The organism is Rhizobium centroccidentale (genome assembly GCF_030182565.1).
Taxonomy (GTDB): Bacteria; Pseudomonadota; Alphaproteobacteria; order Rhizobiales; family Rhizobiaceae; genus Rhizobium.
This window is the reverse complement of the sequence record NZ_JAQJCG010000007.1, coordinates 71,876-93,416: the sequence shown is the minus strand read 5'-3', so window position 1 is coordinate 93,416 and position 21,541 is coordinate 71,876. Positions and strand designations below refer to the sequence as shown.

The window sequence follows — 21,541 nt, the reverse complement described above, 5'->3', positions numbered from 1 at the left end:
CCAAGCGAAAGGGAGCTGAACATGGCCACATCCTTCCTCCATTCGACGCGCGGCAAGCGTAATGGCGGCAGCCTGCACGATGTCGAAGCAACCATCGAAGAACAGATCGAGTCGCTACGCGAAGAAGTTGCGGCCTTTGCCAAGCTGATCGGCGAGAATGGCGCAAAGCAAGGCAAGAAATGGCGCGCAAGCGCCGAGTCGGGACTTGATGATCTCGCGGTCCGTGGCGAAGAATTGCTGCAGGATCTGCAGCGCGGCTATGCAAGGGGCTCGCGTGAAGTACGCAGAACCGTACGCCAGCATCCAGTCGCCACCATCGGCGCGGCTGCAGCCTTCGGCCTTGCCGTCGCCCTGCTGCTGTCTCGCCGCTAGGGTGGTGGGATGATCGCTCCGATCCTCGGCCTGCTGCTGTCAGGCACATTCAACCGTACCGTTGCGCGGACCAAGCGCAACGGTATTTTCATTGCGATTGCCGTCCTTCTGCTGCTGACGGCCTATGCTTTCGCCTTGATCGCGGCTGCCATCTGGCTTGCGACGATCTACGGCGCTGCGGTTTCGGCGTTGCTGATAGCGGCAGGCGCGCTCTTGCTCGGCCTGATCGTCCTCGTCATCATGGCAATCATCGACAAGCAGGAACAGCGCAGAGCCCGCGAACGTCGATTGGCAATGGAATCGATGGCAGCCGCTGTCTTCGGCCTCGTGCGCAAGCAGCCGCTGATGACCGCCGCCGTTGCCGCCGCCCTCCTCTTCGGCAACCTGTTTTCATCGAGTGACGAAGAGGATTGAGCCGCTGGGCGTGAACAAACGGCCGTGCCGCGACTGACAAAAGAGAAGCGGCACGGATTGTTGATTGAAAAGCCTGGTCGAAAGACCGGGCTTCTTTGTTAGAAGGCGAATGCCTTTGATGTCAGTGGCGCCGAAGTGGCATCCGGGCCAAAATCGGCCTCACCGGAAATATCCAGCAATTCCTGCAGCCGCTGGCGCGCGCGGTTGACGCGGCTCTTGATGGTGCCGACTGCGCAGCCGCAAATCTCGGCTGCCTCCTCATAGGAAAATCCGGATGCACCCACCAGAATGATGGCTTCGCGCTGATCGGGCGGCAGCTGGTCCAATGCCTTGCGGAAGTCCTGCAGGTCGACGGCGCCATATTGCGAGGGATGCGTCGCCATCGATTCGGTGAACACGCCGTCGCTGTCCTGCACTTCACGGCCGCTCTTGCGCATCTGGCTATAGAGCTCGTTGCGCAGGATGGTGAAGAGCCAGGCCTTCATATTGGTGCCCATCTCGAAATGGTCCTGCTTCGCCCAGGCCTTCATGATCGTATCCTGGACAAGATCGTCCGCCCGGTCATGACGACCGGTCAGCGAAATGGCAAAAGCTCGGAGGCTTGGCAGTGCGGCGAGAAGTTCGCGCTTGAAGCTCGTTTGCGTTTCCATGGCGCGCACCTCCTATTCGGAGACCTTTGCCGAGGCCAGACTCTCAGCCCGATCGAGCTTCTCTAAAAGGTCGAGAAAGCGATCGGGAATGGCCTCGTCCTGCACGGCGGCATAGAACGAGCGCAATCGGTTGCCGATCTGATTGTTGGGGTCGAGGATATCCATCGCGCGCAGATCAGAAGTCTTCTTGTCTGCATCCTCGTGATTCTGGATAGTCATTTGGCCTGCTCGCTTCTCAATTGTCTCGCGTTCATGGATAAGGGGCGCCCTTGCCTCCCGTCCGGGAGAGCGGTTGACCTCATTCAAAACAGTTGCCTAACGAATCGTAAAGGTTGAAGTCGACCGATTGTAAGCATTGTAATGCGACTGCCTAAAAAAAGTTCCGACAAAGAGGAACTTTTTTACTCAACTGACGTTTGTTAGTCATTGCGGCCTCTGGGCTGTATTTAATTAGAATTTGATAAAGGCGGGAGCCATTGATGACACTTTCCACACGCATTGCGCCGCATCTTCCTTATTTGCGGCGTTATTCACGTGCTTTGACCGGAACGCAGACGTCGGGGGACGCCTATGTTGCTGCGGTTTTGGAAGCCATCATCGCCGACATATCCATCTTTCCGGACACGGACAGCGACCGCGTCGCCCTCTATAAACTGTTCACGAAGCTGTTCGGTTCCGTGACACTTCAGATTCCTGAACCGGCCTCTCCTTTCGCCTGGGAACAGCGCGCATCCGTAAACCTTTCCAAGGTCTCGCCGCTTGCACGACAGGCTTTCCTGCTCGCATCTGTCGAAAGTTTCCGCCTCGGCGAGATCGCCGATATCCTCGATGTCTCCGAAAGCGATGCCATGCACCTGCTCGATACCGCCTCCCAGGAAATCTCGCGCCAGGTGGCAACGGATATCATGATCATCGAGGACGAGCCGCTGATCGCCATGGATATCGAGCAGATGGTGGAAAGCCTCGGCCATCGCGTCACCGGCATCGCGCGCACGCATGCCGAGGCGGTCGCGCTCTACAATGCGACAAAGCCGAGCATGGTGCTTGCCGACATTCAGCTTGCCGACGGCAGCTCGGGCATCGACGCCGTCAACGACATCCTCAAGACCGCCAGCATCCCGGTGATCTTCATCACCGCCTTCCCCGAGCGGCTTCTGACCGGTGAACGGCCGGAGCCGACCTTCCTCGTGACCAAGCCTTTCAATCCAGACATGGTGAAGGCTCTCATCAGCCAGGCACTTTTCTTTAACGAAACCACAAAGGTGGCCGCCTGATTCAAGTGAAAACCCCGTGGCGGAACAAAGACTTTAACCGGGCGTTTGGGTTCGAAACGGCCGGTTTACCGACTGTTATCCGGGGCGATTCTATAGGTCGGTTCAAGTTGTTACGAGTGAGAATGCCCTATCGGCGGGGTTCTCGAAATGCGTGTGAAAGGCAAGCCGGTGAATACGTCTGAACCATTACCCGGCGCGCCTTTGAGTTTGGAAGGCAAAGCCGCTCTGATGGAGCGGGCGCTTGCGAGCGCCAGTGTGTCCATCCTGTTCCAGGATGTAAATCTTTCGATCCGCTATGCCGACAATCTGCCGGACCACCTGCAGTCGTCTGTCGTCATAGGCGGCAATGACTCGCATCTCTTTGGAGAAAAGGATGGCGAGCATCTTTTGCGTTTGAAGCGGGGCGTGCTCGAAAGCGGCAAGCCGGCAACCGCCGAGGTTGAGATCGCCAGTGGGGACGGCGCACGCGTCTACGAGCTGAAAATGGAGCGCATCGGCGGGCGCAAGCCGCAGGGCGTGTTGTCCGTTATCTCCGAAATCACCGAGAGCCGCCACCGCGAAAAAGTGCTGAAGTCGCTGCTGCGCGAGCTGTCGCATCGCTCCAAGAACCTGCTCGCCATCATTCAGGGCATCGCCACGCAGACTGCCCGCCACACGCTTTCCGTCGATAATTTCCTCATCAAATTCCGCGGCCGCCTGCAATCCCTGTCTAATTCGCAGGATCTCATCACTGATTCCAGCTGGCGCGGTGCATATTTGTTCGAACTGGCGGAAAAGCAGTTCGCCCCCTATTGGCCCGATGCAGGCGTGCCCATGCCGATCTATGGCATCAATGCGCATCTGACACCCAATGCTGCCGTGCATTTGGGGCTTGCTCTGCATGAGCTCATCGTCAACTCCGCCTCGCATGGCGCCATCTCGACCGGCGCCACCAGCATCACGCTGAATTGCAAGGAAGCGGAGCTCGACGGCAAGAAGGCGATTGAAGTCGCCTGGTCTGAACGTTTCTACGCGCCTGCTGACCATGAATTCGAGGACAATAGTTTCAGCCGCACGGTGCTCGAGCGCGTCGTGCCGACGTCCATGAATGGCCGTGCAGACTTTGCCATTGACGACGGCAGCATCGGCTATCGGCTCACCATTCCCGAAACTGAATATGAAATCCTGAGACGCCGCTGAAGCGGGCGGCGAGAACAAAATAAAACAGCCAGTGCGAGGGCGGCGCACTGGCTGCTTTGCACTCATCGGGAGGGGACCGTGAGTAGAGTCCTGAGACGTATTGGGCGTGCATCAGGAGATGCGATCATCATCAGGACATCGACATAACGATGCTGCAAAGCCTTGGTTCCACCCAGATTCAAAAAAATTCATCGGCTTTTTACATTTCAGCGCAACCTCTGACATGGCGGCCCTCCGATCGCAGCCGGGCGCTCGCAGTCATTGTGAGGTTTCAAGCCCTTGCGAGCCTTCTACAGAGAAGAAGAAAAACTATTTAAATCATAGCTTTAAAACAAAAACGCCAGCGACGAAAATGTTCTCGTTCCCCAACAGGAGGGCGTATCGAAGCACGCTTTGCGATCAAAATTTTACCGTTTGATAAATTTTTTAAGCTGAGTTACCGTTCCAGCACTAGCCGTTTACTATAAGAGGGAACTTCAATGGGACGACTGGAAACTGGGATTCATAAAGGCAGGCTCACGCCCGCCGAATATGATGCAAACTTTTCCGATCTTCATCCGCGCCTCAACAAACACGAGGCGCTGGTTGCATCCGACCGATGCTATTTCTGCTACGACGCGCCGTGCATGACGGCGTGTCCCACCTCCATCGACATTCCGATGTTCATCCGCCAGATCTCGACGGGCAATCCGATCGGCTCGGCCAAGACGATCTTCGATCAGAACATCCTCGGCGGCATGTGCGCCCGCGTCTGTCCCACCGAACAGCTCTGCGAGCAGGCTTGCGTGCGCAACACCGCCGAAGAGCGTCCGGTCGAGATCGGTCGGCTTCAGCGCTATGCAACCGACACGGCGATGGCTGAAAACAAGCAGTTCTATACGCGCGCCGCTTCCACGGGCAAGAAGATCGCCGTCATCGGCGCCGGTCCGGCCGGACTTGCCTGTGCGCATCGTCTCGCCGTCAACGGTCATGACGTCACCATCTTCGATGCCCGCGAGAAGGCCGGCGGCCTGAACGAATACGGTATCGCCACCTATAAGGCAGTCGACGATTTCGCGCAGAAGGAAGTCGACTACGTGCTCGCCATCGGCGGCATCGAGGTGAGGAACGGCCACGCGCTCGGCCGCGACTTCAGCCTTTCCGATCTTTCTCAGCAATATGACGCCGTATTCCTCGGCCTCGGGCTTGCCGGCGTCAACGCGCTGCGTGCCGAAGGTGAGGATCTCGATGGCGTCGCCGATGCTGTCGCCTACATCGCCGATCTGCGTCAGGCTGGCAGCAAGGCCGATATCGCCATCGGCCGCCGCGTTGTCGTTCTTGGCGGCGGCATGACCGCGATCGACGCAGCCGTGCAGGCAAAACTGCTTGGCGCCGAAGAGGTGACGATCTGCTACCGCCGCGGCAAGGAACACATGAACGCCTCGGAATTCGAGCAGGATTTGGCCGCCTCCAAGGGCGTCATCATCCGTCATTGGCTCGCCCCGAAGCGCATCCTCGAAAAGGACGGCAAGGTCGCGGGTATCGAGGTCGAATATACCGAACTGCGTGACGGCAAGCTTGTTGGCACCGGCGATGTCGGCGTCATCGTCGCCGACCAGATCTTCAAGGCGATCGGCCAGACGTTCGAAGCATCGGGCCTCGGCGCGCTGCGTATGGAATCCGGCCGTATCGCCATCGATGGCGAAGGCCGAACCTCGATCGACGGCGTATGGGCCGGCGGCGACTGCGTGCTTGGTGGCGACGACCTGACGGTCTCGGCCGTGGCACAGGGTCGCGACGCGGCCGAATCCATCAACCGTGCGCTCGCTGCCGCCACGCCGGCCGCTGCAGTCGCCTGAAAGGAGAACCGATATGGCTGATCTCCGCAATAATTTCGTTGGCATCAAGTCTCCGAACCCGTTCTGGCTGGCCTCCGCGCCGCCGACCGACAAGGCCTACAACGTCGAGCGCGCTTTTAAGGCGGGCTGGGGCGGCGTCGTCTGGAAGACGCTCGGCGAAGAAGGACCACCCGTTGTCAACGTCAACGGCCCACGCTACGGGGCGATCTGGGGCGCCGACCGCCGTTTGCTCGGCCTCAACAACATCGAGCTGATTACCGACCGCGACCTCTATACCAACCTGCGGGAAATGAAGCAGGTGAAGATGAACTGGCCGGATCGCGCCTTGATCGCCTCAATCATGGTGCCTTGTGAGGAACAGGCCTGGAAGGCAATCCTGCCGCTGGTCGAAGAGACAGGCGCCGACGGCATCGAACTCAACTTCGGCTGTCCGCATGGCATGTCCGAACGCGGCATGGGCTCCGCGGTCGGACAGGTGCCGGAATATATCGAAATGGTTGTGCGCTGGTGCAAGCAGTACACCCGCATGCCCGTCATCACCAAGTTGACGCCGAATATCACCGATATCCGCAAGCCCGCCCGTGCCGCCAAGGCCGGCGGCACGGATGCAGTGTCGCTGATCAACACGATCAACTCGATTGTCTCGGTCGATCTCGACAACTTCGCCCCGAACCCGACCGTCGGCGGCAAGGGCAGTCACGGCGGCTACTGCGGCCCGGCCGTCAAGCCGATCGCGCTGAACATGGTGGCCGAGATCGCCCGCGATGCGGAAACCTATGGCCTGCCGATATCAGGCATCGGCGGCGTCACGACCTGGCGCGATGCGGCGGAATTCCTGGTGCTCGGCGCCGGCAACGTGCAGGTCTGCACGGCGGCCATGACCTACGGCTTCAAGATCGTTGAGGAAATGATATCAGGCCTTTCTGATTGGATGGACGAAAAGGGCCACCGCAGCCTGGACGACATCACCGGCCGCGCCGTACCGAATGTCTCCGACTGGCAGTACCTTAACCTCAACTACATCGCTAAGGCCAAGATCGACCAGGACGCCTGCATCAAGTGCGGCCGTTGCTATATTGCCTGCGAGGATACCTCGCATCAGGCAATCACCAATATGGTCGACGGTGCAAGACATTTTGAGGTGATGGACGAGGAATGCGTCGGCTGCAATCTCTGCGTCAGCGTCTGTCCCGTCGAGAACTGCATCACCATGGAAGAACTGCCGGCAGGCAGCCTCGACAAGCGCACCGGCAAGATCGTCGACCCCAACTATGCCAACTGGACGACCCATCCGAACAATCCGATGGCACGTCAGGCGGCGGAATAACTGCGGCAATATCGGCAAGCATTCAAAAGGCGGTCGCAGCTTGCTGCGGCCGCCTTCTTCGTAACCGAGATCTGCACGATCGAATTAGAGAACTTTAACTCGTTCACCTGCGATATGCAGCGCTATGCTTCCGAGATCGCGCCACCGTTCAGCTATGACGAATCCGAAGCCCGTCGACGAAAAGCTGCTCCAGGTAGCGGGCGGCGTCCTCGAAGCGTCCCTCACCCGAATGCTCGTCGCCAAGCACGGCGCGCACCTGCACATCAAAGTCGGCGTAATGCTGCGTGGTAGACCAGATCGAAAAGATCAGGTGATAGGGATCGCATTTGGCGATCTTGCCGGCTTTTGCCCACGCGCGGATAACTTCCACCTTCTCGTCGACGAGCGCCTTTAGAGGTCCGCGCAGCTCGTCCTCCACATGCGGCGCCCCCTGCAGCATTTCATTGGCAAAAAGCCGGCTTTCGCGGGGAAAATCTCGTGCCATTTCGAGCTTGCGGCGGATATAGGAACGGATCTCGCTTTCGGGGTTGCCGTTGGCATCGAAAGCGCGCAACGGCTCCAGCCAGGTAAACAGCACCCGGTCGATCAAAGCCCGATGCATCGCCTCTTTTGTGCGGAAATAGTAGAGCAGATTGGGCTTCGACATGCCAGCGACTTCGGCGATCTGATCGATAGTCGAGCCGCGGAAACCGCTGACGGAAAATACATCCAGCGCGGCTTCCAGTATGATTTCCTCTTTCTCTTCCTGGATTCGGGTGCGGCGCTGTGTCCTGGCGGCTCTGGGGATGGCCATGTCTGCTCTGTTTCTCCTTGAAATCCAAGCCTTTCGGCCGTTCCCTCATTCACCCTGTCGATGCATCCGATTTGGGCAATCGCCTGAAATTTTATCGGAATTTTTCGTGCTTTTCGTCTTGAGCCGCGCCACGGAAGTTGTAATGTTTACCAATCGGTCAAATTATCCGTCAGATGTTCGCTAAAGGCAACTGGCGATTTCCGGGCAAGAAAAACAAGACGACGCTCCGGAATTTGAAATAAGGCCAACGGGAACAATTTCGGGCATGCACCTTGCATGCCCCAGGACAAACAGGTGAGGATTGCATCATGGTGGCAGCGCCAGGAGAAAACATGCGTATCAATGGCGATCGCCTTTGGGATACGCTGATGGACATGGCGAAAATCGGCCCCGGCGTTGCCGGCGGCAACAATCGCCAAACGCTGACCGATGCCGATGCCGAAGGGCGCAGCCTTTTCAAGAGCTGGTGTGACAAGGCCGGCCTGACCGTCGGCGTCGACAAGATGGGCACGATGTTCGCGACCCGCCCCGGCACCGACCCGGATGCGCTGCCCGTCTATGTCGGTTCGCATCTCGACACCCAGCCGACCGGCGGCAAATATGACGGCGTCCTCGGCGTGCTCGCGGCGCTCGAAGTCGTCCGCACGATGAACGATCTCGGCATCAAGACCAAGCACCCGATCGTCGTCACCAACTGGGCCAACGAGGAGGGTGCGCGCTTCGCACCCGCCATGCTCGCCTCCGGCGTCTTTGCCGGCGTGCACACACTGGACTACGCCTATGGCCGCAAGGATCCGGACGGCAAGACCTACGGTGACGAGTTGAAGCGCATCGGCTGGCTTGGCGACGAAGAGGTCGGCGCGCGCAGGATGCATGCCTATTTCGAATACCACATCGAGCAGGGCCCGATCCTCGAGGCCGAGAACAAGACTATTGGCGTCGTCACGCACTGTCAGGGCCTTTGGTGGCTGGAATTCACGCTGACCGGCAAGGAAGCGCATACCGGTTCGACGCCGATGGCCATGCGTGTCAATGCCGGCCTCGCCATGTCACGGATCATCGAGACGGTGCAGAGCGTCGCGATGGAAAACCAGCCGGGCGCCGTCGGCGGCGTCGGCCAGGTCTTTTTCTCGCCAAATTCGCGCAACGTGCTTCCCGGCAAGGTGGTTTTCACCGTCGACATCCGCACGCCCGACAAAGAAAAGCTCGATCGCATGCGCACCAAGATCGAAACCGAAGGCAAGAAGATCGCCGATGCCCTCGGCGTCGGCTGCTCGGTCGAAGCCATCGGCCATTTCGAACCGGTCACCTTCGATCCGAAGCTCGTCACCTCCGTGCGCAACGCGGCCGAGAAACTCGGCTACAGCCACATGAACATCATCTCCGGCGCCGGTCACGATGCCTGCTGGGCCGCCAAGGTCGCCCCCGCCACCATGGTCATGTGCCCCTGCGTCGGCGGCCTCTCCCACAATGAGGCCGAAGAAATCTCCAAGGAATGGGCAACCGCCGGCGCGGATGTGCTGTTCCACGCAGTCGTCGAGACAGCGGAGATCGTGGCTTGATCACGGCTCGCGCCCAATCATCCCCCTCATCCGCCCTTCGGGCACCTTCTCCCCGAGGAGAGAAGGGGGAATTTGCTGCGATTGCCGACACGACATACGCGATCCTGGCTGAAAAGCTATCGTTTCACATGGAAGGTGCGGCAGGAATCCCCTTCTCCCCTCGGGGAGAAGGTGGCCCGAAGGGTCGGATGAGGGGGGCGGCACGGATGCCGGACAACGACGACATCACCAAACGCCGCCCCGGCAAAACCCAGCAAGCTCGCCGCCTTCGAAAAACCAACACCGAGGAAGAATATCGCCTCTGGAGCGATCTGCGTGACCACAGGCTGAATGGACACAAATTTGCAAGGCAGATCCCGCTCGGACCCTACGTGGTTGATTTCCTCTGTCGCGATAAATCGCTGATCGTCGAGATCAACGGCTTCCAGCATGCCAGATCCCCTTCTGACGCCATTCGTACGCGTTGGCTCAACATGCATGGCTATTCGGTGCTGAGATTTTGGAATCATGAGATCACCAGCGAGCGGCGAGCGGTTCTTGAGACGATTTTGGCTGCACTTGACGGGCGGATATTCGAAAGAGACGACATTCTGCGCTTCTATCCTGCGATCAAGCCGACGGGGGAAATAAGCGAGTGACATATTCGAACCATGCCCCCTCATCCGCCCTTCGGGCACCTTCTCCCCAAGGGGAGAAGGCGGGAACAACGGTCTTCGCTGATCGGCTCTTGTTTGACATCAAAGGTACGGCAGAAATCTCCTTCTCCCCTCGGGGAGAAGGTGGCCCGAAGGGTCGGATGAGGGGGCGCCGAGGATGTCAGAATCTCAAAAACAGGGAACAAACACCATGAGCACAGTCATCAAGGGTGGAACCATCGTCACGGCCGACCTGACCTATAAGGCGGATGTGAAGATTGAAGGCGGCAAGATCGTCGAAATCGGGCAGAATCTCTCGGGCAAAGAAGTGCTGGATGCTTCCGGCTGCTATGTCATGCCCGGCGGCATCGATCCGCATACGCATCTCGAAATGCCATTCATGGGTACCTACTCCTCCGACGATTTCGAGAGCGGCACCCGGGCGGCCCTTGCCGGCGGTACGACGATGGTGGTGGATTTCGCACTCCCCTCGCCCGGCCAGTCGCTGCTTGAAGCCCTGACCATGTGGGACAACAAATCCACCCGCGCGACCTGCGACTACTCCTTCCACATGGCGATCACCTGGTGGGGCGAACAGGTCTTCAACGAGATGGAAGCCGTCGTCCGCGACAAGGGCATCAACACCTTCAAGCACTTCATGGCCTATAAAGGCGCGCTGATGGTCGATGACGACGAGATGTTCTCCTCCTTCCAGCGCTGCGCCGAACTCGGCGCACTGCCACTCGTCCACGCCGAAAACGGCGACGTCGTTGCGCAGATGCAGGCAAAGCTGCTGGCCGAAGGCAATAACGGCCCGGAAGCGCATGCCTATTCCCGCCCGGCCGAGGTCGAAGGCGAGGCAACGAACCGCGCCATCATGATCGCCGACATGGCCGGTTCGCCCGTCTATATCGTCCACACCTCCTGCGAACAGGCGCACGAAGCCATCCGCCGTGCCCGTCAGAAGGGCATGCGTGTCTATGGCGAGCCGCTAATCCAGCACCTGACGCTGGACGAAACCGAATATGCCAATGCGGATTGGGACCATGCCGCCCGCCGCGTCATGTCGCCGCCCTTCCGCAACAAGCAGCATCAGGACAGCCTCTGGGCCGGCCTGGCCTCCGGCTCGCTGCAGGTGGTCGCGACCGACCACTGCGCCTTTACGACCGAGCAGAAGCGCTTCGGCCTCAACGACTTCACCAAGATCCCGAACGGCACCGGCGGCCTTGAGGATCGCCTGCCGATGCTCTGGACCTATGGCGTCAACACCGGCCGCCTGACGATGAACGAATTCGTCGCCGTCACCTCGACCAACATCGCCAAGATCCTCAACGTCTATCCGAAGAAGGGCGCGATCCTCGTCGGCGCCGATGCCGATATCGTCGTCTGGGATCCGAAGCGTTCTAAGACCATCGCCGCCAAGACGCAGCAGTCGGCGATCGACTACAATGTCTTCGAGGGCAAGGAAGTCACCGGCCTGCCGCGCTATACGCTGACGCGTGGCGTCGTTGCCATCGAGGAAGGCACGGTCAAGACCAGGGAGGGCCACGGCGAGTTCGTCAAGCGCGAACCTTTCACCGCCGTCAACCGGGCGCTTTCCACCTGGAAAGAAGTCACCGCACCACGCAAGGTGCAGCGCAGCGGCATCCCCGCCAGCGGGGTATGACGCTTGGGCACGGCGCTTCGGCTCATCGGCCGCCTAGAGCAATTCCAGGAAAAGTGCGTAGCGGTTTTCCGTCCGGAATTGTATAAAAACAAAGAGATAGAGCATTTTTGCGATTCGAAGAAAAGCGAAACAGCTCTAGCGCGGCACATACCGCTCCAGATCGGGCAGCAGCACGACGCTTTCCTGCTCGTTCGGGTCGGTGCGGGCGATGACCGCCGTCGCCGGCCGGTCGCTGAGATTGGCGGGAAGATGCGGAACGCCGGCCGGAATATAGAACATCTCGCCCTCGTGCACGATGACATGCTCTTCCAGCTCGTCGCCGTACCAGCAATGCGTCTCGCCGGAAATCGCGTAGATCGCCGTCTCATGCGAGGCGTGAAGATGCGCCTTGGCGCGGGCGCCCGGCGGGATGGTCAAAAGATGCATGCAAATCCCCGTCGAGCCCACTGTCTCGGCGGCAATCCCTTCGAAATAGCTGAAGCCCTGTTTTCCGGCATAGGTGCCGCCGGGCCGCACGATACGGCAGGTGGGCTTCGATGAGACACTCATGGCATTGCTCCCCTCGGTCCAGCAGCCACAAGGCGCCCTCGCCTTTCCGGACTGCGGCAATGCCAAACAGGATAACACGCAATCCGCCCCAACCATGCGGCGAAAACAGGACTGGTAGGTGTTAATGACGTCATCCGCTTCCTCCGTCGTCTCCGCGCGGAATCTCTGTCTCACCTACAATACGAACGACGGGCCGGTGCATGCGCTGAGCAATGTCGATCTCGATGTTCGCAAGGGCGATTTCGTCTCCTTCATCGGCCCTTCCGGCTGCGGCAAGACCACGTTCCTGCGCGTCATCGCCGATCTCGAGCGCAAGACATCGGGCGATATCAGCGTCAATGGCATGTCGCCGGAAGATGCCCGCAAGGCTCGTGCCTACGGCTACGTCTTTCAGGCCGCAGCCCTCTATCCCTGGCGCACGATCGAGAAGAACATCGCCCTGCCGCTCGAGATCATGGGTTATGACAAGCAAGAGCAGGCCAAGCGCATCGCCCGGACGCTGGAACTCGTCAATCTTAACGGCTTCGAACATAAATTTCCCTGGCAGCTTTCCGGCGGCATGCAGCAGCGTGCCTCGATCGCCCGTGCGCTTGCCTTCGATGCCGATCTGCTGCTGATGGACGAGCCCTTCGGCGCGCTTGACGAAATCGTCCGCGACCACCTGAACGAACAGCTTCTGAAGCTGTGGAAACAGACGAACAAGACCATCTGTTTCGTCACCCACTCCATACCGGAAGCGGTCTACCTCTCCACCAAGATCGTGGTGATGTCGCCGCGACCGGGCCGCGTCACCGATGTCATCGAATCGACGCTTCCGGCGGAGCGACCGCTCGGCATTCGCGAAACACCGGAATTTCTCGAAATCGCCCACCGCGTCCGGGAAGGCTTGCGGGCCGGACACAGCTACGAGGAATAGGATTAAGCCATGAACCCGCAATTCCTCCTCTGGCTTTTCGGCGCGATGGCGATCTTCATCAGCGGTGCAACCGCCTCGCGCGCCTATATCGCCAACAACAACATGTTGGTGCTGGTCCTGTCGCTCGCGCTCTATTGCGTCGGCAATCTGATGATGGTGCGGCTGATGCGCGAAGGTGGGCTTGGCCTGGCGATCTCTGCCTCTTCGATCGCGCAGCTCGTCGTCGTCAATGTCATCGCCTTCATTGTGTTTGGCGAACGGCTGAGCCTGCAGCAGCTTGCCGGCGTGGGTCTCGGCATCATCGCCATGATCCTCATGCTGCTTCCCGCGCAAGGAAGGGCATGAGCATGGAAAAGGAACAGTTCTTCAGGCACAAATTCCTGCCGGTCACGGCGATCGTCCTGGCGATCATCGTGCTCTGGTACCTCTTCGCTATTATCCTCAACGCACCATTCCAGCGCGATCTCGACCGGCGCGGCAATGTCAACCCGACGACGTTGGAATTCATCGGCAAGACGCTGACGCAGCCGAAGCCGACCCTGCCGGCTCCGCATCAGGTTGCGCAGAATGTCTTCGAAAACACCTTCCTGCGAGTACCCACCAGCAATCGCAGCCTCGTCTATAATGCGTGGGTGACGCTGGCGCCGACGGCGGTCGGTTTTGCCTTCGGAACGATTCTCGGCGTCCTCTTTGCAGTCGGCATCGTTCATCTCGTGGCGCTCGACCGCAGTCTGATGCCCTGGATCATCGCGTCGCAGACGATTCCGATCCTCGCCATCGCGCCGACGATCATCGTCGTCTTCAGTGCGCTTGGCATAGACGGGCTGATCCCCAAGGCGCTGATTTCCACCTATCTGTCGTTCTTCCCCGTCACCGTCGGCATGACGAAGGGCCTGCGCTCGCCGGAGATCATGCATCTCGACCTGATGCGCACCTATAACGCCAGCAGCTGGCAGACCTTCTGGAAGCTGCGCGTGCCGGCTTCGATCCCTTTCCTCTTCACCTCCATGAAGGTCGCGATCGCCGCAAGTCTCGTCGGAACGATCGTCGGCGAGCTGCCGACGGGCGCGGTCGCCGGCATCGGCGCAAAGCTGCTCGCCGGCTCCTATTACAGCCAGACGATCGATATATGGGCCGCTCTCGTCGCAGGCTCTGTGCTCGCGGCCGTTCTCGTCGGTATCGTCGGCATTGCTGCCCGCATCGTCGAGCGCTCGATGGGAGGCAGAACGGCATGAGATCCTTTCATTTCTCCTGGCAGGGCGTGCTTGCCATTCTTCTCTGTCTGTTGGCGGTCCCCGCCTTGCCGCTGCTTGCGGCGGATGCCGCGGCACCCGTCAGCAGCGGAACGACCTTCGTCATCTTCATTCTGATTGCCGCAGCGGCCGCCCTCTCCTTCATGCGCCTATCTGCGGACCTGAGCGCGGCGACCCTCTTCTTCGGCGCGCATGCGGCGGCATGGCTGCTGCTTGCCGGCATTTCCGGCAATGAAGGCAAGGCGCAAGTGTCCTTCTTCATTCTGATTGCCGCTTCATGGTTGCTGGCTTGGCGCTGCGTTTCCGTCCTGTCGTCGATGCGTTCGCATTCGACCGCCGGCAACTATACGCTGCGGCTGCTGATCCCGGCGATCTTCGGCATATGGATATTGATCATCTGGGAAGCCGTCACTCGCGGCGCCGGCGTTTCTCTGGTTCTGCTGCCGCCGCCGAGTGCCATCGGCTCCAGGATCGCCAATTCGATTCCGACATTGTGGATCGATGTCCGCCAGACGATCCTCACCGCTGTCCTGATCGGCTACATCATCGGCTGCGCCAGCGGCTTCATCGTCGCCATTCTCGCGGACCGCTTCGCGTTCCTGCGCCGCGGTCTGCTGCCCATCGGCAATTTCGTTTCGGCCTTGCCGATCATTGGCGTCGCTCCGATCATGGTCATGTGGTTCGGCTTCGACTGGCAATCGAAAGCAGCCGTCGTCGTCATCATGACCTTCTTCCCGATGCTGGTGAACACGGTGACGGGCCTTGCCGCTGCCGGCAACATGGAGCGCGACCTGATGCGCACCTATGCATCGAGCTACTGGCAGACGCTGTTCAAGCTGCGGCTTCCGGCCGCCGCCCCCTTTATTTTCAACGCGCTGAAGATCAACTCGACCCTGGCGATGATTGGTGCCATCGTGGCGGAGTTCTTCGGTACGCCCATGTCGGGCATGGGTTTTCGTATTTCAACCGAAAATGGCCGGTTGAACCTCGATATGGTCTGGGCCGAGATCGCGGTTGCCGCGATCGCCGGCTCCGTCTTTTACGGTATCGTCGCCATCATCGAACGAATGGTGACGTTCTGGCATCCGTCTATCCGTGGTGGGCAGACGTAATCCAGGATCTCTTTCAAGGGATCAAGGCATAACTTCAGAGGGAAAGGGTGAAGACATGAAAAAAATAATGTTTGCATTGATGGCAAGTGCCATGACGCTTGCCGCTACCCAGGGCGCGATGGCGGCGGATAAGTTGACGCTGCAGCTGAAATGGGTGGCCCAGGCTCAGTTCGGCGGCTATTTCGTCGCCAAGGACAAGGGCTTCTACAAGGAAGAAGGCCTCGATGTCGATATCAAGGCGGGCGGGCCTGATATCGCTCCGGAGCAGGTGATCGCCGGCGGCGGCGCCGACGTGATCGTCGATTGGATGGGTGGAGCGCTGGTCGCCCGCGAAAAGGGCGTGCCGCTCATCAACATCGCGCAGCCCTTCGAAAAATCCGGTCTGGAGCTGATCTGCCCGAAGGACGGCCCGGTCAAGACGGAGAAGGATTTCAAGGGGCACACCCTCGGCGTCTGGTTCTACGGCAACGAATATCCCTTCTTCGCCTGGATGCACAAACTCGGCCTGAAGACCGACGGCGGCAAGGATGGCGTCAACGTGCTGAAACAGAGCTTCGACGTGCAGCCCCTCGTCCAGAAGCAGGCCGATTGCATCTCCGTAATGACCTATAACGAATACTGGCAGGCGATCGATGCCGGCTTCAAGGCCGAAGACCTGACCGTCTTCAACTACACCAAGCTCGGCAACGACCTTCTGGAAGACGGCCTTTACGTCAAGGAAGACAAGCTGAAGGATGCGAAGTTCAAGGCCGATATGGTGAAGTTCGTCCGCGCTTCGCTGAAGGGCTGGAAATATGCCGTCGAGCATCCAGATGAGGCCGCGGAAATCGTCATGGACAATGGCGGCCAGGATGAAAACCACCAGAAGCGCATGGCGGGCGAAGTCGCCAAGCTGATCGGCAACGGCAAGCTCGACATGAAGACCTATGACCGCACCGTCGAAGCCCTGCTCGATCAGAAGATCATCAACAAGAAGCCGTCCGGCGCCTATACGCATGAGATCACGGACGCTGCTCTGAAATAAGCTCGGAGCACTCACAGAGACGAAAACGCGCGAGGTTTCCGGCCTCGCGCGTTTTTTTCATTTTGTAACAGCGGCAACAAAAGGCTGGCTTTCTCGCAGCAATTGCCTGAAAAGCCCTCGGCTATCAATTATTCGAATGCTGACATCACAATGCCGTGATTGCTTCGCATGGTTGTAAACGATAGAAGTGCCCGCGAAATCATTTTCTCGTGATCTTGCGAGAATTGAAAACCGCTCCCATCTACTAGGGCAATTTTAGGATGAGGATCTGCAAGGCATGACAGACGGATATTGATCCGCCGGGGGAAGCCGGCTCGCATGCAGTGATTCCCCGTGTTCGCGACGGAAAACAGCGAAATCCCTTTGACAATACCGAACTGGAACTGGACGCATGGCCCTCACGCCGTTTAGACTTCTGAGCACGACTGCCATCCTGCTTTCCCTGCTGGCCGCACCGGCCGCCCTGGCAGAAGAGCCACCGGTTACCACGCCGAAGCAGAACCTGCCCGCAATCGTCATCACCACCGCCACGATGCGCCACCTGACCGACAAGGTCGTCGCAACCGGCACGGTGAAGGCCGTCGAGGAGGTCTACATCCAGCCGCAGGTGGACGGCCTCTCGATCCGCTCGCTCAATGCAGATGTCGGTGACAAGGTGACGGCGAACAGCACTCTTGCCACGCTGAACGATGATGCTCTGGTTCTGCAGAAGAGCCAGATGCAGGCGACGCGGGCCAAGGGCGAGGCAAGCCTTGCGCAATTGCACGCACAGCTCACGGAAGCCCGCGCCAATGCCGAAGAGGCCGAATTGCAGCGTGTTCGCGCCGTCACGATGGGCGCCAAGGGCACGATGTCGACCTCCTCGGTGGAACAGGCGAATGCCGCCGCCGCTGCCAACAAAGCGCGCGTCGTTTCCGCCGAGCAGGCGATCGCCGTTGCAGAAGCCGATCTGAAGGTTACCGACAGTCAGATCGCCGATACCGACCTGAAGCTTGCCAGAACTGGCATCAAGACCCCCGTCGCCGGCACTGTCGCCTCGCGCAATGCCCGCGTCGGCGCCATCGCCAACGGCAATGGCGATCCGCTCTTCACCATCATCCGCGACAGCCAGCTCGAACTGGTGGTCGATGTGTCCGAGAGCGATATCACCAAGATCACGAACGGACAGAAAGCCTTGATCGCGCTTTCCGGCCGCCGCGAGAAACTCGCCGGAACTGTCCGTCTCGTCGCCCCGATCGTCGATGCCGTCACCCGCCTCGGCGCGGTGCATATCACGATCGACGATGGCGAGAAGGCTCGTGCCGGCATGTATGGAAGCGCCGAGATCATCATTCGCCAGGAGGATGGCGTCGCGCTGCCGCTGACGGCAGTCAACAGCGAGGAAAACGGTTCTTCCGCCCGCAAGGTCGAAAACGGCGTGGTCAAGTTCGTGAGCGTTGAAACCGGTATCCAGGATGCAGGCTATGTCGAGATCCTCAAGGGCCTGAAAGCCGGTGATGATGTCGTCGCCAAGGCCGGCGCCTATGTTCGCGACGGCGACCACATCACGCCGGTTCGCGATACGTCGCAAGCCTCCAACTGAGCGAGAACGACAAGATGAACTTCTCCGCCTGGTCCATCCGAAATCCGGTCGCCCCGCTCCTCGGCTTCTTCCTGCTGATGGTGGTGGGCGCGCACGCCTTCTTCAATCTGCCCATCACCCGCTTCCCGAATATTGACGTGCCGATCGTCAATGTCACCGTGACGCAGAGCGGCGCCTCGCCGGCCGAGCTCGAAATGCAGGTGACGAAGGAGATCGAAGACGCCGTTGCCAGCATCAACGGCATCGACGAGATACAATCGACGATCACCGACGGCCAATCGCAGACTGTCGTCGTCTTCCGATTGGAGGTGCCGACTGAGCAGGCCGTTCAGGACACCAAGGACGCCATCGACCGCATCCGCGGCAACCTGCCATCGACCATCGATGAGCCGATCGTCTCCAAGGTCGATGTCGTCGGCCAGGCGATCCAGAGCTTCGCCGTGTCTTCGCCGAACATGACGCTCGAAGAACTGTCCTGGTATGTGGACGATACGGTCAAGCGCGCGCTGCAGGGCAAGGCGGGCATCGGCCGCGTCGACCGCTACGGCGGCGCCGACCGTGAAGTGCGCATCGAGCTCGATCCCAACAAGCTGAACGCCTATGGCATAACAGCGCTTTCGGTGAGCCAGCAGCTTCGCAGCACCAATATTGACCTCGGCTCCGGCCGCGGCCAGGTTGCAGGCAGCGAGCAGGCGATCCGCGTGCTCGGTGATGCCCGCAATGTCGCCCAGCTCGCCGATACAACGATCGCGCTCACCAACGGCCGTTTCGTCAAGCTCTCGGACCTTGGCGCCATCAAGGATACCTATCAGGAACCGAAGTCCTTTTCGCGGTTCAACAGTGCTCCCGTGGTCACCTTCGGCGTATTCCGCGCCAAGGGTGCCAGCGAGGTGAGCGTCGCCCAGACTGTTACCGACACGCTCGACAAGGTGCGTGCCGAAAACCCGAACGTGTCGATCGAGATGATCGACGACTCCGTCTACTACACCTATGGCAACTACGAATCGGCGATGCACACGCTGATCGAAGGCGCCATACTGGCCGTCATCGTCGTCTTCCTGTTCCTGCGGAACTGGCGCGCAACGCTGATATCGGCGGTTGCTCTGCCGCTCTCCGCGATCCCGACATTCTGGATCATGAACCAGATCGGCTTCTCGCTGAACCTCGTCAGCTTCCTGGCGCTGACGCTGGCGACCGGTATTCTCGTCGATGATGCCATCGTCGAAATCGAGAACATCGCCCGCCACATCAAGATGGGCAAGACGCCTTATCGCGCCGCCATCGACGCCGCGGACGAAATCGGTCTGGCCGTTATCGCGACGACTTTCACCATTATCGCGGTCTTCGTGCCCGTCTCCTTCATGCCGGGCATTCCGGGCCAGTATTTCATTCAGTTCGGCCTGACGGTCGCCTTCTCGGTGTTCTTCTCGCTGCTGGTAGCGCGTCTGATAACCCCGATGATGGCCGCCTATCTGATGCGCGCCGAAGATGGCGTCGACGACCATCATGACAATGACGGCCGTTTCATGCGCGGCTATAGCTGGCTGGTGCGGCTGACGACGAAGAAGTGGTACACGCGTTATCCGACGCTGCTTGCCGCCTTCGCCTTCTCGATCGCCTCGGTCTTCGCTCTCATCATGTTCGTCCCCGGCAGCTTCATCCCGCCGGAAGACTCCTCGCGCATCGTTCTGTCGGCGGAACTGCCGCCGAACGCCCGGCTCGATGATACGGAACAGGCGACCAACGAGATCTATCGGCGCGTGAAGGGTATCGATGGCGTTGAAAGCGTCTTCGTGCTCGGCGGTGCCTCGCCGAAAGGCGATCTGGAACTGCGCCGCGCCACCGTGACGCTGACACTCGGCAAGCTCGACCAGTCGCTGACAAAGAAGCTGGTGAACGACGTCCTCGGCTCGATCCCGGTCATCGGCCCTCATCTGCCGAAGGTCGCCGTCCATGGCCGCGTGCGCCCACAATGGGACATCGAAAAGGAAGTCTTTGCCAAGCTGCGCTCGATACCCGACGTCCGCATCACCAAGCTGAACGATCGTGGTGACCGCGACCTGACCTATAACTTCCTCTCGCGCAACGAAAAGGATCTCAATCAGGCAGTCGGCATTCTAGAAGCCAAGCTGCGCGCCGATCCGGCGCTTGCCAATGTCAGCGCCGATGGCGCGCTGCCGCGGCCCGAGCTGCAGATCTTCCCGCGCAAGGATGAGGCGGCACGCCTTGGCATCACGCCACAGATGATTTCGGATACGATTCGCGTAGCGACCATTGGCGATATCGACGCTTCACTTGCGAAGATCTCGCTCGATGATCGCCAGATCCCGATCCGCGTTCAGGCCTCGCTCGGCATGCGCCGAGATCTGGCAGCGATCCGCGCGTTGCGCATCAAAACGTCCATGGGCACCACCGGCCAGGCATCCGCCGGCACCACCGTGCCGCTGTCGAGCGTGGCAGACATCGACTATTCGGAGGGCCTCTCCTCCATCAAGCGCAACAACCGTTTCCGCGTCGTCGCGATCGGTGCCGACCTGCCGCAGGGTGTGGCGTTGGATACGGCATCCGAACACTTCCTCAATATCGTCAACAACGCCAAGATCCCGGCAACCGTGCATCTGGCCGAAAGCGGCGATACCAAGGTTCAGAAGGAGATGCAGCAGAGCTTCGGCAATGCCATGCTGCTCGGCCTCATGCTTGTTCTGACCGTGCTCATCCTGCTGTTCAAGGATGTAATCCAGCCCTTCACAATCCTGCTCTCGCTCCCATTGGCGATCGGCGGCGTGGCGCTGGCCTTGATCATGACCGGCAATGCGCTGTCCATGCCCGTCATGATCGGCATTCTAATGCTGATGGGTATCGTGACGAAGAACGCCATCCTGCTCGTCGATTTCGCCATCGAAATGATGCACCAGGGCATGCCGCGACTGGAAGCGGTCGTCGAGGCCGGCCGCAAGCGTGCCCGTCCGATCATCATGACCTCAATCGCCATGTCGGCCGGCATGTTGCCATCCGCGCTCGGCGTCGGCGAAGGCGGCTCCTTCCGTGCACCGATGGCAATTGCCGTGATCGGCGGCATCATCGTCTCCACGGTGCTCAGCCTTGTGGTCGTGCCGTCCTTCTTCCTGATCATGGACGACCTGTCGCGCCTGCTTGGCTACCTCTTCGGCAGGCTTGTCGGCAGCAAGGATGCGGATGACGAGGTGGTGACCAAGGAAGGCCTGGCGGCGGCCCTTAATGAAAACCGTCAGTCGCTGACCACCCTGGAAGAGCGGCTTGAAGCCATCGAGAACAAGGATGGCAGAAGCAGGTCCGTGGGCACGAACGTGCTAAAGCTGCCACCCTTCGCGGCAGAATAAAACAGTCTCAGCGGATATGGGAAATAAGGACGGGGC

Annotated in this window: 20 protein-coding genes; 16 read left to right on the top strand and 4 right to left on the bottom strand. The window is 59.7% G+C overall.

What is annotated here, in order from left to right; all coding sequences use genetic code 11:
* The first annotated feature begins 21 nt into the window (after nucleotides 1–21).
* Together PH562_RS11715 and PH562_RS11710 are read left to right on the top strand one after the other, a co-directional pair.
* A complete protein-coding gene (locus PH562_RS11715; RefSeq protein ID WP_285173166.1) occupies nucleotides 22–372 on the top strand; it encodes a glycine zipper domain-containing protein in 351 nt (116 codons plus the stop codon).
* 9 nt (nucleotides 373–381) lie between these two features.
* Nucleotides 382–786, top strand: a complete 405-nt coding sequence (locus PH562_RS11710; RefSeq protein WP_113229994.1) for a hypothetical protein — start codon at nucleotides 382–384, stop codon at nucleotides 784–786.
* Between the two features lie 98 nt (nucleotides 787–884).
* On the opposite strand, the gene PH562_RS11705 is transcribed toward PH562_RS11710, so the two are convergent.
* Both PH562_RS11705 and PH562_RS11700 read right to left on the bottom strand, forming a co-directional pair.
* Entirely contained in the window at nucleotides 885–1,436 is a 552-nt protein-coding gene (locus PH562_RS11705) for an RNA polymerase sigma factor (protein WP_004107036.1), read from the bottom strand.
* 12 nt (nucleotides 1,437–1,448) lie between these two features.
* The gene (locus PH562_RS11700) at nucleotides 1,449–1,655 is read right to left on the bottom strand and encodes a NepR family anti-sigma factor (RefSeq protein ID WP_113229993.1); all 207 of its coding nucleotides are present in this window, start codon (nucleotides 1,653–1,655) and stop codon (nucleotides 1,449–1,451) included.
* 260 nt (nucleotides 1,656–1,915) lie between these two features.
* Between PH562_RS11700 and PH562_RS11695 the strand changes: the two genes are divergently transcribed.
* The 4 genes from PH562_RS11695 (at nucleotide 1,916) to preA (ending at nucleotide 7,054) form a co-directional block, all read left to right on the top strand.
* Complete coding sequence (locus PH562_RS11695) at nucleotides 1,916–2,710, top strand: response regulator (RefSeq protein ID WP_069611680.1); 795 nt, start codon at nucleotides 1,916–1,918, stop codon at nucleotides 2,708–2,710.
* Nucleotides 2,711–2,857: 147 nt separating this feature from the next.
* On the top strand, nucleotides 2,858–3,889 hold the full coding sequence (locus PH562_RS11690; RefSeq protein ID WP_113229991.1) for a sensor histidine kinase: 1,032 nt from the start codon (nucleotides 2,858–2,860) through the stop codon (nucleotides 3,887–3,889).
* Nucleotides 3,890–4,368: 479 nt separating this feature from the next.
* Complete coding sequence (locus PH562_RS11685; RefSeq protein ID WP_285173161.1) at nucleotides 4,369–5,727, top strand: NAD(P)-dependent oxidoreductase; 1,359 nt, start codon at nucleotides 4,369–4,371, stop codon at nucleotides 5,725–5,727.
* A 13-nt stretch (nucleotides 5,728–5,740) separates the two neighbouring features.
* Nucleotides 5,741–7,054 (top strand): NAD-dependent dihydropyrimidine dehydrogenase subunit PreA, encoded by a 1,314-nt coding sequence (preA, locus tag PH562_RS11680; RefSeq protein WP_285173159.1) that lies wholly within the window; start codon nucleotides 5,741–5,743, stop codon nucleotides 7,052–7,054.
* Between the two features lie 148 nt (nucleotides 7,055–7,202).
* On the opposite strand, the gene PH562_RS11675 is transcribed toward preA, so the two are convergent.
* Nucleotides 7,203–7,847, bottom strand: a complete 645-nt coding sequence (locus tag PH562_RS11675) for a TetR family transcriptional regulator C-terminal domain-containing protein (protein ID WP_015340820.1) — start codon at nucleotides 7,845–7,847, stop codon at nucleotides 7,203–7,205.
* Nucleotides 7,848–8,155: 308 nt separating this feature from the next.
* On the opposite strand from PH562_RS11675, the gene PH562_RS11670 reads away from it, so the two are divergent.
* The 3 genes from PH562_RS11670 (at nucleotide 8,156) to hydA (ending at nucleotide 11,710) form a co-directional block, all read left to right on the top strand.
* The gene (locus PH562_RS11670; RefSeq protein WP_285173156.1) at nucleotides 8,156–9,409 is read left to right on the top strand and encodes a Zn-dependent hydrolase; all 1,254 of its coding nucleotides are present in this window, start codon (nucleotides 8,156–8,158) and stop codon (nucleotides 9,407–9,409) included.
* Between the two features lie 206 nt (nucleotides 9,410–9,615).
* A complete protein-coding gene (locus tag PH562_RS11665) occupies nucleotides 9,616–10,047 on the top strand; it encodes an endonuclease domain-containing protein (RefSeq protein ID WP_483315341.1) in 432 nt (143 codons plus the stop codon).
* 208 nt (nucleotides 10,048–10,255) lie between these two features.
* Nucleotides 10,256–11,710: a dihydropyrimidinase gene (hydA, locus tag PH562_RS11660; RefSeq protein ID WP_113229986.1), complete on the top strand. Its 1,455-nt coding sequence runs from the start codon at nucleotides 10,256–10,258 to the stop codon at nucleotides 11,708–11,710.
* Between the two features lie 135 nt (nucleotides 11,711–11,845).
* Here the strand turns inward: hydA and PH562_RS11655 are convergent, their stop codons facing one another.
* Nucleotides 11,846–12,259, bottom strand: coding sequence for a cupin domain-containing protein (locus PH562_RS11655; protein ID WP_285173153.1), 414 nt, complete (start codon nucleotides 12,257–12,259; stop codon nucleotides 11,846–11,848).
* A 124-nt stretch (nucleotides 12,260–12,383) separates the two neighbouring features.
* Between PH562_RS11655 and PH562_RS11650 the strand changes: the two genes are divergently transcribed.
* From PH562_RS11650 to PH562_RS11620, 7 genes are all read left to right on the top strand, one after another.
* On the top strand, nucleotides 12,384–13,175 hold the full coding sequence (locus PH562_RS11650) for an ABC transporter ATP-binding protein (RefSeq protein WP_113229984.1): 792 nt from the start codon (nucleotides 12,384–12,386) through the stop codon (nucleotides 13,173–13,175).
* A gap of 9 nt (nucleotides 13,176–13,184) precedes the next feature.
* Nucleotides 13,185–13,520: a hypothetical protein gene (locus tag PH562_RS11645; RefSeq protein WP_113229983.1), complete on the top strand. Its 336-nt coding sequence runs from the start codon at nucleotides 13,185–13,187 to the stop codon at nucleotides 13,518–13,520.
* 2 nt (nucleotides 13,521–13,522) lie between these two features.
* Nucleotides 13,523–14,410: an ABC transporter permease gene (locus PH562_RS11640; protein WP_285173148.1), complete on the top strand. Its 888-nt coding sequence runs from the start codon at nucleotides 13,523–13,525 to the stop codon at nucleotides 14,408–14,410.
* Nucleotides 14,407–15,540 (top strand): ABC transporter permease, encoded by a 1,134-nt coding sequence (locus PH562_RS11635; RefSeq protein WP_285173147.1) that lies wholly within the window; start codon nucleotides 14,407–14,409, stop codon nucleotides 15,538–15,540. Before PH562_RS11640 ends, PH562_RS11635 begins: the two co-directional genes overlap by 4 nt.
* A 55-nt stretch (nucleotides 15,541–15,595) precedes the next feature.
* Nucleotides 15,596–16,564, top strand: coding sequence for an ABC transporter substrate-binding protein (locus tag PH562_RS11630; RefSeq protein WP_285173145.1), 969 nt, complete (start codon nucleotides 15,596–15,598; stop codon nucleotides 16,562–16,564).
* A 391-nt stretch (nucleotides 16,565–16,955) separates the two neighbouring features.
* On the top strand, nucleotides 16,956–18,146 hold the full coding sequence (locus tag PH562_RS11625; RefSeq protein ID WP_285173142.1) for an efflux RND transporter periplasmic adaptor subunit: 1,191 nt from the start codon (nucleotides 16,956–16,958) through the stop codon (nucleotides 18,144–18,146).
* 14 nt (nucleotides 18,147–18,160) lie between these two features.
* Nucleotides 18,161–21,505 carry an efflux RND transporter permease subunit gene (locus PH562_RS11620; RefSeq protein WP_285173140.1) on the top strand — a complete coding sequence of 1,115 codons (3,345 nt, stop codon included), beginning with the start codon at nucleotides 18,161–18,163 and terminating at the stop codon, nucleotides 21,503–21,505.
* Nucleotides 21,506–21,541: the final 36 nt, after the last annotated feature.